The 12,669-nt window shown below is 59.7% G+C and carries 10 protein-coding genes; 1 reads left to right on the top strand and 9 read right to left on the bottom strand.

Annotated elements, in window-relative coordinates; translation table 11 throughout:
* Positions 1-2 precede the first annotated feature (2 nt).
* The 8 genes from ACSPX5_RS09215 to ACSPX5_RS09180 form a co-directional block, all read right to left on the bottom strand.
* Positions 3-1,352 carry an HlyD family type I secretion periplasmic adaptor subunit gene (locus ACSPX5_RS09215; RefSeq protein ID WP_207864303.1) on the bottom strand — a complete coding sequence of 450 codons (1,350 nt, stop codon included), beginning with the start codon at positions 1,350-1,352 and terminating at the stop codon, positions 3-5.
* Positions 1,349-3,133, bottom strand: a complete 1,785-nt coding sequence (locus tag ACSPX5_RS09210) for a type I secretion system permease/ATPase (RefSeq protein ID WP_439821505.1) — start codon at positions 3,131-3,133, stop codon at positions 1,349-1,351. The genes ACSPX5_RS09215 and ACSPX5_RS09210 overlap by 4 nt, the downstream gene beginning before the upstream one ends.
* A 205-nt stretch (positions 3,134-3,338) precedes the next feature.
* On the bottom strand, positions 3,339-3,767 hold the full coding sequence (locus tag ACSPX5_RS09205; RefSeq protein WP_439821504.1) for an AprI/Inh family metalloprotease inhibitor: 429 nt from the start codon (positions 3,765-3,767) through the stop codon (positions 3,339-3,341).
* A gap of 92 nt (positions 3,768-3,859) precedes the next feature.
* The gene (locus ACSPX5_RS09200; protein WP_169430374.1) at positions 3,860-5,317 is read right to left on the bottom strand and encodes a serralysin family metalloprotease; all 1,458 of its coding nucleotides are present in this window, start codon (positions 5,315-5,317) and stop codon (positions 3,860-3,862) included.
* A gap of 389 nt (positions 5,318-5,706) precedes the next feature.
* The gene (locus ACSPX5_RS09195; RefSeq protein ID WP_169430373.1) at positions 5,707-6,792 is read right to left on the bottom strand and encodes a polyamine ABC transporter substrate-binding protein; all 1,086 of its coding nucleotides are present in this window, start codon (positions 6,790-6,792) and stop codon (positions 5,707-5,709) included.
* Between the two features lie 56 nt (positions 6,793-6,848).
* Positions 6,849-7,193, bottom strand: a complete 345-nt coding sequence (locus tag ACSPX5_RS09190) for a cupin domain-containing protein (RefSeq protein ID WP_439821503.1) — start codon at positions 7,191-7,193, stop codon at positions 6,849-6,851.
* A gap of 29 nt (positions 7,194-7,222) precedes the next feature.
* Positions 7,223-8,629, bottom strand: coding sequence for an NAD(P)/FAD-dependent oxidoreductase (locus tag ACSPX5_RS09185; protein ID WP_439821502.1), 1,407 nt, complete (start codon positions 8,627-8,629; stop codon positions 7,223-7,225).
* 51 nt (positions 8,630-8,680) lie between these two features.
* Positions 8,681-9,496: a helix-turn-helix domain-containing protein gene (locus ACSPX5_RS09180; RefSeq protein WP_439821501.1), complete on the bottom strand. Its 816-nt coding sequence runs from the start codon at positions 9,494-9,496 to the stop codon at positions 8,681-8,683.
* 264 nt (positions 9,497-9,760) lie between these two features.
* Between ACSPX5_RS09180 and ACSPX5_RS09175 the strand changes: the two genes are divergently transcribed.
* Positions 9,761-10,033, top strand: coding sequence for a DUF1652 domain-containing protein (locus ACSPX5_RS09175; RefSeq protein ID WP_169432639.1), 273 nt, complete (start codon positions 9,761-9,763; stop codon positions 10,031-10,033).
* Positions 10,034-10,091: 58 nt separating this feature from the next.
* On the opposite strand, the gene ACSPX5_RS09170 is transcribed toward ACSPX5_RS09175, so the two are convergent.
* Positions 10,092-12,566 carry a UvrD-helicase domain-containing protein gene (locus ACSPX5_RS09170; protein WP_439821500.1) on the bottom strand — a complete coding sequence of 825 codons (2,475 nt, stop codon included), beginning with the start codon at positions 12,564-12,566 and terminating at the stop codon, positions 10,092-10,094.
* Between the last annotated feature and the right edge of the window lie 103 nt (positions 12,567-12,669).

The raw sequence follows: 12,669 nt of genomic DNA, 5'->3' as shown, positions 1-12,669 counted from the left end.
CCTTATTCTTCAGTCAATGCGGAGCCGGCCCGGTCGAGCAACGGTTTGAACAGATAGTTGAGGAGTGAACGTTCGCCCGTGCGCACGAACATTTCCGCCGGCATGCCCGGCTTGATGACCAGGCCATTGAGCTTCTCCATGGCCTGATCGCTGACGCTGCTGCGCAACACGTAATACGGCGCGCCGGTTTTCTCATCGACCATCTGGTCGGCGGAAATCAGGCTGACTTCGCCGGGAACCCGCGGCGTCTTGCTCTGGTTGAACGCGGTGAAGAGGATGTCCACCGGCAGGTGCGTGCCGACCTTGTCGATCAGGTTGATCGGCAAGTGCCCTTCCACTTCCAGACGGGTGCCTTGCGGGACGATTTCCAGCAGGGTTTCGCCCTGACGCACCACGGCGCCTTCGGTGTGCACGCCAAGATTGACGGCGATGCCGTCCGAGGTGGCGAGGATTTCGCTGTGTTGCAGGTCGAATCCGGCGGAGGTCAGTTGCTCGGACAGGGTGACGCTTTTCAGTTGCGCATCCGCCAGCTGGCTGCGGACTTCTTTCTGGTATTCCTCGCCGTGCTGTTGCAGTTTCAGGCGCGACTCGAGAATGCCCTGCTCCACGCGGCCGCTTTCGCCGGTGTTTTCCGCCAGTTGCTGCTGCACCTGCGACAGCTGACGCTGGTATTCCATCAAACGGTTGCGCGGGATGTAGCCGTTGTCCGCCAGCGGTTGCAGGTTGCTCAACTGCTGTTGCAGGGAAGCGGCCTGGGCATTGAGATCGGTACGGGCGCGGCGCATGCCGGCCAGCTGCGCAGTAGCGCCTTCGATGCTGGCACGCAGCGCAGCCTGCTCGCGGGAGAACGCTTCACGGCGGCTGCTGAACAGTTGTCGCTGGCCCTCCAGCACTAGGGCCAGACGCGGGTCGGCGTTGTCGCTCAGCTCTGGCGGAAACGTCACCTGCTTGAGGTTGTCACGCTCGGCCTGCCAGCGCGCCAGGCTGGCCCAGGCCATGCGGTACTGGGCCTGCAGCGATTGCACGTCGGCGGCAACCTGAGTCTGGTCGAGGCGGAACAAGGGCTGGCCCTGCTTCACGATCTCGCCTTCGCGCACCAGGATCCGGCTGACCACACCGCTGCTCATCGACTGCACGGCCTTGCGTTTACCGGATACCACCACCGTGCCTTGCACCGGAATCCCCTGATCCAGCGGCGCCAGTGCCGCCCAGGCAAAGAAACTGCCGGCGCCGGCCAGCGCCAGAATCCAGCCCATCCGGGCGAAGAACTTTGCGTCGCGCTCCGGGCGTTCGGTGATGTAGGCGTGTTCCATGTTCGCTTCGTTTTCTGTGTTCATGCTCGCGCTGCTCATACACCCGAGTTCCTTGTCGAGGGCTGGTACTGCCGGCTCATGCTGAGTCCGCCCGGTGCCTGCGCGGTTTTTTCTGTTTGTTGTGGCTGTTGTGGCGGGTTGCCGGACAGCGCCTTGAGTACGTCATGGCTCGGACCGAAGGCTTGCAGACGGCCCTCGTTGAGCACCAGCAGCTTGTCGGCCTGGGCCAGCACCGAAGACCGGTGCGTCACCAGCACCACCGTGGTGCCCTGGGCCTTGAGTTGCACGATGGCACTGGACAATGCCGCTTCGCCGACGGTGTCGAGGTTGGAGTTCGGCTCATCCAGCACCACCAGACTTGGCGTGCCGTAAATCGCACGCGCCAGCGCCACACGCTGCTTCTGACCACCGGACAGACCGCTGCCGTCCTCGCCCAGTTGCGTGTCGTAGCCTTGCGGCATGCGCAGGATCATTTCGTGGACCCCGGCCTGTTGTGCGGCGGCCACGACTTTCTGCGGATCGGTTTCGCTGAAGCGCGCAATGTTCTCGGCGATGGTGCCGCTGAACAGTTCGATATCCTGCGGCAGGTAGCCGATAAACGGACCGAGTTGGTCGCGGTTCCAGCGATGGATGTCGGCACCGTCCAGGCGCACTGTCCCGCCAAGGGTCGGCCATACACCGACCAGTACCCGCGCCAGCGTCGACTTGCCGGAGCCGGAGGCACCCAGCACGCCCAGCACTTCACCGGCCGCCAGATTGAAATTGATCATGTGCAAGGTCGCGGCCCGTTGCCCGGGCGGGCCGGCACTGACCTGTTCAAAGGTGATCTGGCCTTTCGGCGCCGGCAGTGCCATGGCGTCGTCGCTCGGCGGAAATGCCTGCAACAGGGAATCGAGACGGCGGTAGGCCAGCTTCGCCCCGCTCCACTGTTTCCACACGGCGATCAACTGGTCGATCGGGCTGAGCACCCGGCCCATGAGAATGGAGCCGGCGATCATCATCCCGGCGGTCATGTCGCCCTTGATCACCAGCAAGGCACCCAGGCCCAGCACCAGCGATTGCAGGCACAGACGCAAGGTCTTGCTCAGGGAGCTGATGACCGCGCCGGTGTCACTGGCCTGGTTTTGCAGACCGAGAAAGCGCGAATGCACCTGGAACCAGCGCTTGCGCAAGGAACCGAGCATGCCCATCGCCTGAATGGTTTCGGCGTTGTGCAGATGGCTGGTGGCCAACTGGCTGGACTTCTGCGAGAAACCGGCGGCTTCGCCCAGCGGCTTTTTGGTCATGTATTCGTTGAGGCACGCCAGGGCGATCAGCAGCAGCGCGCCGGCGGTGGCCAGCACACCGAGCCAGACGTTGAACAGATAAATCACGAACAGATAGACCGGGAACCACGGTGCATCGAAGAACGCGAACAGCGCCGGCCCGGTGACGAACTGGCGAATGTGGGTCAGGTCGCCGAGGGACTGACCGGCGTTGCCTTCCCCCTTGAACAGGTTGCGCTCGAACGCGGCCTGATAGACCCGCAGGTTGAAGCGGCGCTCCAGCTGGCTGCCGATGCGGATCACGATGAAGCTGCGCACCACCTCCAGCAGGCCGATGAACGCGAAGAACCCCACGACCATCAGAGACAACATCGCCAGGGTGGTTTCGTTTTGCGAAGACAGCACTCGGTCATAGACCTGGAGCATATATATCGAGGGCACCAGCATCAGCACGTTGATCAGTGCGGTAAAGCATCCGACGCTGATCAGAATGCTTTTATAGTCACCCAGTGCCTTGAATAAGGGTGCGGTGGCTGGGGCCTTCGCCATCTTCATTGATTATTCCTGAAATGATATTCCCCGCCGTACTTGGCGAGTCTTCTATTAATTAGCCCGCGCTCGGAGCGGGAGATACACCGACAGCATCCGCTTACACTTCAACAACAACTTTCGCGACCAAGTACCACGGCAGAGTTATTGAAGGCAGGCTTATAACTGTAACGGGGTGCCTTATATTTAAACTGCGTGCTGGTTCCAATAATCAAGGCTGCTTTGCAACTCGCTCCAGGGTAATCACCAGACCCGACTTCAAATCACTCAGATAAAGCCCGTCACGTTGTCGGCTGAAAAACTGGATTCTTGAGCCCTCTTTACCGGTGATGGAGAGCCCGTCGGGATCGGGAAACCAGCCGATGGCACTGTCTTGCAGCCACGCGCTCAGACAATCGGCGCCCTTGCCCAGGGTCTGATTGGCCTCAAGGTCGACCTGGCAGGTGTTCGACGGTTTGTCCTGCATCGCTTGCGCTTCGGGGGTGTCACTGCGGGCGCTCAGTGTCGCCTGCCACGGCCCGGCAAATACCGATGGGTCTTCGAGTCTCAGGCTGCTTGCCATGGTTGTTTCTCCAGAAATCATCATCAGCATCGGCAACAGGTGCGCCGCCGCATTGCGGGTAAAAGCGAATTGGATCATAGGAAATTTCACTCCGGCACGTAGCCTTGCTTACCGGCCAAGACGATGCAAGCAAAGAAAGCGGCGCATGCGCGCCGCTTTCCCGGCTCATATCACGCCACGATGTCGCTGATCGCTGCCTGGCCAACGGTGCTGACCTGGAAGTCCGCCACGCCGTGCCCGGAGAAATCCACCGACAACAGGCTGTTGCCGCCCGAGGAAGTCAGGATGGCATCGCCCGCCGCGCCGGTGAAGGCGCTGACGAAGTGCAGGCCCGAACCATTGGTGATCGCGCTCAGGTCGATTTTGTCCAGACCGCTGACAAAATCGAGGATCTGATCGATCGCACCCGGCTTGGAATCGGAACTGGCCGCGAACAGGAAAGTGTCCGAACCCGAACCGCCCCACAGCTTGTCGGCACCGCCGCCGCCCCAGATGATGTCGTTGCCGGCACCGCCCTTGAGCTCGTTCGCGGCACTGTTGCCGATGATCAGGTCGTTGCCCGAACCGCCGATGGCGTTCTCGATGGTGACGCCCTTGGCGATGGACACGTTGCCCACCAGGCCGCCAACGTCGGAGAACGAGGCTTCATTGAGGTTGATCTTCTGGTTCTGGGTGAAACCCGAGAAGTCGAAGGTGTCCTTGCCGCCCGCATCCCACACCGAGAACACCAGCTTGTCCGTCGACGAAGTCGCGCTGAGGAAGTCGCGGCCGGCGTTGGAGTTGAAGCCGTAGGTGGTGTCACCGGTACGGGTGGTCAGGTTGGCGCCGTAGAGCTTCTGGATCGCAGCGATGTCATCCATCAGCGGACCGGAGGCATAGGCTTCGACGCCGCCCTTGCTGAAGTTCTGGCTGGTGTTGCTTTCACTCCAGTAACTCATGAGGCTGTAGCCGCGGGTGTCTTGCCCGTAGGAAGCGTCATTGTAGGTCGGGTTGCCCGTGCCGGCGTTGTAGTCGCCCGGGTGGGACAGGCCCAGGGTGTGGCCGATTTCGTGGGTCAGCGTCTGACGCCCGTAGTTGTTCACACCTGGAGTTTTGTTGACGTCGTATCCACTGCCGGTCAGGTACCAGGACTGACCGTCATAGCCTGGCTCGGTGCCTGGCAGGAACGCGAATGCCGCTGCGCCTTCCTGACCGCCGCTGTAGTTGCCGAAGGTCATGTGGCCGTCGCCACCTCTGGCCGCTTCGGTAAACGTCACGTTGGCGACATCGGCCCAGGATTGCATGGCGAGCACCGCCTGGGCTTTTTGCAGGGAACTGAACTGACTGAAACCGGTAACGCCCAGGCCACCGAAGTTGGCGGTCTTGGAGGTCAGAAAGGTGTAAGTCAGTTCGATCTTGCCGCTACCGTCGAGGTCGTGCCAGGAGGCACCGTCTCGCAGCAGTTGGGTGGCGGCTTGATCCACCGAGAAGGAGGGTTTGCCATTGACCGTGAGGTTGCCGCCACGATCGTACTGATGGCTGAAGCTATTGATCTGGTTATACGCCGAGCTTGGCGCAGCCAGGGGGGCCGCGTTCAGCTGGAAAGCCTGTTCGGCGGTATCAATAGCATTCGCTTTTACTTTCGACATAAACACACTTCCTTGTTTAGCAATGGAACAGTTTTTGTCCGATAGCGACAACCTCTGGCGAGATTGTCCTATCACTCGCCCAATGAAGGCATCAGAAACCTGACACAATTTGAAATCTGTCGTCTAGCGTTTTTTCGAGATCAAATTGAAGTCTTCCGGAAAAGTCCCGTAAACAAAGCGCGTGCCGCTGGAAGAATGTTGCAAGTGTGGTGAGTTTGCCTAATTGTCTGACGATTTCTTATTTAAATATTAAATATCGGTAAGTTCCTTTTTTGTTGGATACGTCTCACTTTCCCGCACTTTATTAGTGCGGTGCCAGCGAAGTGATATCAACCCATTAAATAGACGTTGCCAGCTATCGGAGCGGGATAACCCGCTCCGACAGATTGTCAGCTTCCGGTGCGGATCTTGTTCCAGACGCGAGTGCGGATCCGGTCGATGTTCAGCGGCATGGCTTCCAGCGCGAACAGCTTGCCCATCATTTCCGGGCTGGGATAAACCTTGGTGTCGTTCTTGATGGCCGGGTCGATCAGGCTGTCAGCCTGTTCGTTGCCATTGGCGTAATGCACGTAGTTGCTGATGCCGGCCATGACGTCGGGCTGCAGCAGGTAATTCATGAAGGCGTACCCGGCCTTGGCATCCGGGGCATCGGCGGGCATGGCGACCATGTCGAACCAGATCGCGGCGCCTTCCCTGGGGATCGCATAGCCAATGTCGACCCCATTCTTCGCTTCTTTGGCGCGGTTTTCCGCTTGCAGGATATCGCCGGAGAAGCCGACCGCCACACAGATATCGCCATTGGCCAGATCGCTGGTGTACTTCGAGGAATGGAAGTAACTGACATACGGCCGCACTTTCATCAGCAGTGCTTCGGCCTTCTTGTAGTCTTCGGGATTCTTGCTGTGGTGCGGCAATCCCAGGTAATTCAGCGCAGCAGGCAGCAGTTCCGGGCCGTTGTCGAGGATCGCCACGCCGCACTTCTGCAGTTTCTGCATGTTCTCGGGCTTGAAGATCAGGTCCCAGGAATCCACGGGCGCGTTATCGCCCAGTACGGCCTTGACCTTGGCGATGTTGTAACCGATGCCAGTACTGCCCCACAGATAAGGGAAGCCGTGTTCATTGCCCGGATCGTTGGTCTGCAAGGCCTTGAGCAATACCGGATTGAGGTTTTTCCAGTTGGGCAACTGGCTCTTGTCCAGTTTCATCAGCGCCCCGCCCTGGATCTGCCGCGCCATGAAGTGGTTGGACGGAAACACCACGTCATAACCGGATTTACCGGTCATCAGCTTGCCGTCCAGGGTTTCGTTGCTGTCGTAGACGTCATAGGTGACGCCAATGCCGCTGGCCTTTTCGAAGTTCTTGGCGGTGTCCGGTGCGATGTAATCGGACCAGTTATAAACCTTGACCGTATCCGCGGCCTGAGCGAGGGACACGGCGAGCATCAAGGGGGCGAGAGCGAGGGTCTTTCGGATCATGGATCGATTCCTGTATTGGCTGTTGTTGTTGGCAGGCAATCAAAAGGATCAAAACGTCAGAAAATCAGGACATAGGTCTTGCGCACGGTCTCCTGGATGTCCCAGATCCCGAGCGTGTTGGCTGGCAACATCAGTGCGTCGCCACCTTGTATGTGCAGGGTTTCGCCGCCATCGTCCGGGGTGAACGTGCAGCGGCCGGAAATGAAGTGGCAGAACTCCTGGGCGGTGATCTGCCGCCGCCAGCGTCCGGGCGTACATTCCCAGACGCCGGTTTCGACGCCGTCGTTGCGCTCGATGCTGGTGGTCGAGGCAATCGCCACCGGCGTGCCGAGCGGCACGGCCACCGGATTGGACTCGTCCAGTTGCAACGTGGGGGTGTTCTTGAATTGGGTGATGCTCATGGCGTTACCTGTCTGGTAGTAAACAACGTTCAGTGCATGAAACCTTCCATGAACCCGGCCACCCGGCTGGCAAGCTTGCGCCGCCAAGGCGCCGTCGCCGGGTTGGCCAAGGTCTGGTCTTCGTGGACGAAGCTTTTGATGATCGCGTTGTAGCCGAGCCAGCGGCACGGCTCCGGCTCCCACGCTCGCAACGCGTGGATTCCACCGTCGGGGAGAACCCATGGCTGACGGGTCAGTTCGGTATCGCGCTCGAGGATCAGATCGGCCAGGGTGCTTCCGCCGAGGTTGCTGGCCCCCACGCCTTCCCCGCCATAACCGCCTGACAGCGCGATGCCGTTGGCCCGGTCACACAGCATGTGCGGTTTGAAATGCCGGGACATGCCGAGGTTGCCGCCCCAGGCGTGGGTGATCTGTACGTTTTTCAGTTGCGGGAACAGTTCGCCAAACAGATAGCGTCGCAGTTCCACTTCATCCCGGGTCAGATCAAAGTTGTGGCGCAACTGGCCGGCGAATTGATAGCCGCCACGGGCGCCGAAAATCAGTCGGTTGTCGGCGCTGCGCTGGCCGTAGGTGACCTGGCGACTGAACTCGCTGAAGGCTTGGCCACGACTCAGGCCGATTTCGTCCCAGGTCGCCGCCGACAACGGTTCGGTGGAAACAATCAGACTCTGCACCGGCAATTGATAACGACCCAGCGGTGGTAGCGTCACCGAATAACCTTCGATGGCCGGGACGATCCAGCGACTTCGCACGCTGGCCTTGTCGGTGCGCAGGCTGCCGGCCTGCCAATGGGTCACGGGGCTGTTTTCGTAGATTTTCACGCCCATGCCCTGAACGGTCCGGGCCAGGCCGCGCACCAGTTTTGCCGGCTGAATAGTCGCCACATGCGGGGCGAAGATGGCGCCGTAGGGTTTGGCAATGCGCAACTGCCGCGCCAGTTGCTCCGGGCTTAGCCAGCGATAATCGTCGTCAGTCAGGCCCTGTGCATGCAGCTTGCTCAGGTACTCACGCAGACTGGCTTCCTGCTCGGGATAACGGGCCGCGCAATACAGCACTCCGCCCTTGCGGTAATCGCAGTCGATGCCCTCGCGTTCGATGACGATCTCCACCTCATCGGGGATGCCGTGCAGCAGATCGAACGAAGCGCGACGCTGCTCGGGAGACAGGCCCGCCAACAGGCGATCTTCGCCCAGCAGATTGCCCATCAACCAGCCACCGTTGCGACCCGAGGCCCCAAATCCGGCGGTTTGCGCCTCGACGATGGCTATATCCAGTCCCGGCGCCAGTTTCTTCAGGTAGTACGCCGTCCATAACCCGGTGTAGCCGGCGCCGATGATCGCCACGTCGACGTCCAGGTCCTGCTCCAGTGCCGGGCGCGCGCTGAGCGGCTCATCGAGTTGATCCATCCACAAACTGATAGTGCGCCACGCCGGCATGCAAGACTCCGCCAATCCAGATTTCGATGGCGTCGATCCTAGTGGCTGACCTCAAGGACTGTCTTGCGCGCGTGTCCGCAAAGAAATTTGTTTGGCGTAGGCCTTGGGCGACTGCCCGGTGTGCTGGCGAAAACAGCTGTAGAACGCCGACAACGAGTTGAATCCGGCAGCGAACGCCAGTTCATCAATGCGCAGCGGCGGCGTAGCGTTGTCGAGCGACTGCAATAGATGTTGCAGACGCGCCTGATTGACGTAGCGATAGAAGCTTTGCCCCAGCACCTGATTCAGCAGATAGGAAATCTGATTGCGGCTGTAACCGCACTCCTTCGCCACGCGTTGCAGGTCCAGCTCGGGATCGAGGTACGGCTGCTGACGCTGGAAATACTGCTGCAGGTCTTCGGCCATGAAACTCAACTGGCGTGGCGACAGGCCCAGTCGGCTCGCCGCCGGACGCTGACTCGGCGTCGAGGTACTGGAGCCCTGCTCGCGCAACAGTGACGCGTATTCGTTGACCCGCCAGATTTTGGCGTCCTTGACGGTAATCGCTTCGCTGGAACGGAACGACACCAGACCATTGCCGCCACGCAGGGTCACTTCGTATTGGATAAACGCCGTGTTGCCGTCGATGCGGATCCGGTCGCAATGCTCCAACGCTTCGTCGGATTCACGGGGCATGCTGACGCGAACGTACTCACGCAACTCGTCGAGACCGAGCACGCGGTTCTGGAAAAAATCGTTGTACTGAATGTCCGGATGGTACAGCGCCATGACGCCGTCCAGATCCCGGTGTTTCCAGCACAGGTGATAGCGCATGACCGTTTCGGCCGTGGCCGGGGTCTGCTGCGGGCCGTCATCATCGGCGTGCATAAGCGACTCTTGGCAAAAGAACCGAGCTTGCCCAACTTCGCGTGCGTCATCAACCAAGCGGCGCATAGTGGCATTTTGGCGACATTTTCATCAGCCGTGACTTACATCAAAAAAATCCCTGCAATCGCCAAACGGCCTGAAAAATCTCACAGGTTTTTCACATCCAGGTGCTACTTTTAAGGATAGTCACCGGTTGAGCCAATGAAGGCTCTTCCCACCTACCATGAGCAAACGGAAGCGCTCGATGAAGAAGGCGGGCAATACATGAACAAAGGGTCAAGCAAAGTCACGTTCCCCAATGCCTGCCAGCTGATGCGCTGGCATTTTCATCCTATGGGTTTCGAGGCCACGATGGACGCGCCGGGCAGCATGATTGCCCGCCTGTTCGACCGGGCCAGCGGCGAAACCATGATCGCCATTGCCGGCATTCCCTGTGCCACGGTGATGAATGCGGCGGATGTCGAGCGAATAATCGAGGCCGTTGAGGATGAGCTGGAGGCCTTCATACCTCCGGATTCCCTCAAGAGTTACGCATAACCTAATGATTTAAAACAAAAAAGCCCGCCGAGTGCGGGCTTTTTCATGGGCAATCGATTCAAGCGGTTTTCTTTTCCGATCGGTGATCGACGAAGAACGGCTTGCCCTTGGCGACCCGGTCCGACGCACGCGGCATGTTCACCGCTTGGGCATCCTGCGGCTCGACGTACCAGTAGCAATGGCTCACGGCACGGGTGATGCCGACGTAGGCCAGACGCAGGATTTCGTCCTTCTGCGCCGTGTCGTAAGGCTCGTTGTCACCGGCCTTGCCCAGTCCGGCCATGCGGTAGACCTGATTCTTGTAGGGCGAACTGGTGAGGTGCTGGCAGTCACCGAGCAAGAACACCGCATCGGCCTGCAAGCCTTTGGCGCTGTGATAGGTCAGCTGTTTCAAGCGTCGAGACTCGTACGGCAAGCTCGAATCAACATTAACTACCGACTGAATATGCTGTTCTATTAACGACTTATCGCTACTTTTTCGATAAAGCATCAGGATCGAATCGCCGTTCCTGTAATGCTCCGCCAGGCGCTGGCCGAGTGCCTGATCATCGCGCTCCAGCACGTTGACCGGTTGCAAAGGCTTCTCTTCGCCACTGGCTTTGGCTTTCTTGCCCGGGATCGCTGGTGCGGCACGGACAATGTGTTCGGCGGCATCGATGATGTGCTGATGGCTGCGGTAGTTGTCGCTGAGCATCACCCGCGTTGTGCTTGGCGAGGAGAACTCTTTGTTGAACTCCATAAAGTAACTCGGCGAACTGCCACGCCAGCCATAGATCGACTGCCAGTCATCCCCCACGCACAACAAGGACGAACGCTGCGCCCCGCGTCCGACGTGCATGGCCGGGCCACGGCTGCGGATCTCTGCAAGGCTGGCGCGGATCCACGAGACGATCTGCGGTGAAACGTCCTGAAACTCGTCGATCATCAGGTGTGACATGGGGCGCAGCAGTTCATCGCTCAGTAGCTTGAGGTTTTCCGGCGAGTGCTCGCTGAACAGCGCGAACATGCGGTTGTAGGTCATGATCGGCGGTTTCTGATCGAGCAAGTGATCTTCCAGCGCACGCCAGAACAGGCTTAGCGCCTCGAAGAAAAACCGGTCAGGATCGTCCTTGGCGAAACTCATGCGACCAACGGCGTCCGGTACGTCCAGCCCCAGGTTCTCGATAAACCCGGCGGCGGCGACAAAACAGTCGAGCAACGGGGCAGACACGAGTTCGCCCTTGACCTTGTAATCGAACCCCGGACCGGCACTCGCATCGCCGGCCAGGGAGGCCAGAACTCGTCGCGAAGATTCGTAACTGTCCAGCCATATCAATGGCTTACGACAGAAAGCTTGAAACAGGGTGCGCTTGACTGCCCATTCTGCACGGACCGTCAGCCTGGCATCGGGACGACAGACTTGCGGGTTTTCCTTCGGGTCGAAACCCAGGATGACCCAGGCATCGAGATTCGGAATATAGCCATGACAATGGAAGGTCGAGCCGTTGATGTCGAACGCCTGGCGGTTCGGCTCGACACCTTTTATTGGCCAGGCACCGGCACGAAACCACAGGTCTTCAATCACGTCGCACAGTTCTTCGTCGCGCCTGGCGGCAAGCTCGGTCACTGCCATGCGTTTTTGCACGTCGGGGTGATCGCGCTCCAGCTCCTTGAGCTGCAAGGCATGCCGGGACAACGGCTGGACCAGCTGGCGAAAGCGCTCGTTATCTGTGTAGAGGCGGTAATAGCAGGCATTGAGCTGCTGTCGCTGGGCGTCGTTGATCCGCAGATCGAACGGGTTGCTGTCGACGTCGTCTTCAGCGCCCTGCGGCCGGTGGCTGAGATTCTCGAACGCCTGCAAGCGCTCGAACCCTGGCAGGCTGCGCACCATCGGCAGAATCCGCGAGTGAAAGGTGCGCACCAGATCCCGGGCGGTTTTCTGGCTGATGGCCTGTCCCCACAAGGCGAACAGTTCGATCAGTTTATTGATGAAGTCCTTGCGCGACTCCCGGGTGAAGGTCACCACGGTCATCGAGTCCAGCTCAAAGCCCAGATAGTGCGTCAGCAGCAGAATGCGCAGCACCAGCGTGGTCGACTTGCCAGCCCCGGCGCCAGCGACTACCGACGTTGACGGCGTATCGCTGAAAATCATTTTCCATTGCGCAACGCTCGGCTGGGCACGGGCCGGCAGCAAACGGGCGACGTCAGCCTTCATACGCTTCTTCAGCTCGGCCGTCAGTGGCAGGCGCCAGTCATCGAACAGGTGGTTGTCGATGCCCGGCGCACGGTGCTCAGTGCTGCGGCTGTCGCGGATCAACAGGACCTGACGGCCCTCTTCCAGCCCCTCAGCCTTGCCTTCCTTGTAGCCGTAATCGAACCCCGCGGTGTGCCCGCTGCGAAAGCCGTCGGCCTGACCGTGCAGCCACGATGCCCGATGCTGGGCGCGTAATTGCGTCAGACCATGCCCGAGAAAACGCGCCGCCAGGCGTTTGAACCACGGCATCTCGGCCAGGGGACGAAGTTCGGGAGGAAGATCGGGGGTATTTTGCGCCACGCTGACGGACTCCAGAGGCTGAGGCTGTTGAGGGCTATGGTGTCTGCATTTGCCGTTGAGTTCTAGCGAAATGCTTACAGGTCATTGAGTTAGGCGATGAACT

Source organism: Pseudomonas sp. HLG18 (genome assembly GCF_051903985.1).
GTDB lineage: Bacteria > Pseudomonadota > Gammaproteobacteria > Pseudomonadales > Pseudomonadaceae > Aquipseudomonas > Aquipseudomonas fluorescens_BT.
The sequence above is the reverse complement of the archived record's forward strand: the minus strand, read 5'-3'. Positions and strand labels throughout refer to the sequence as shown.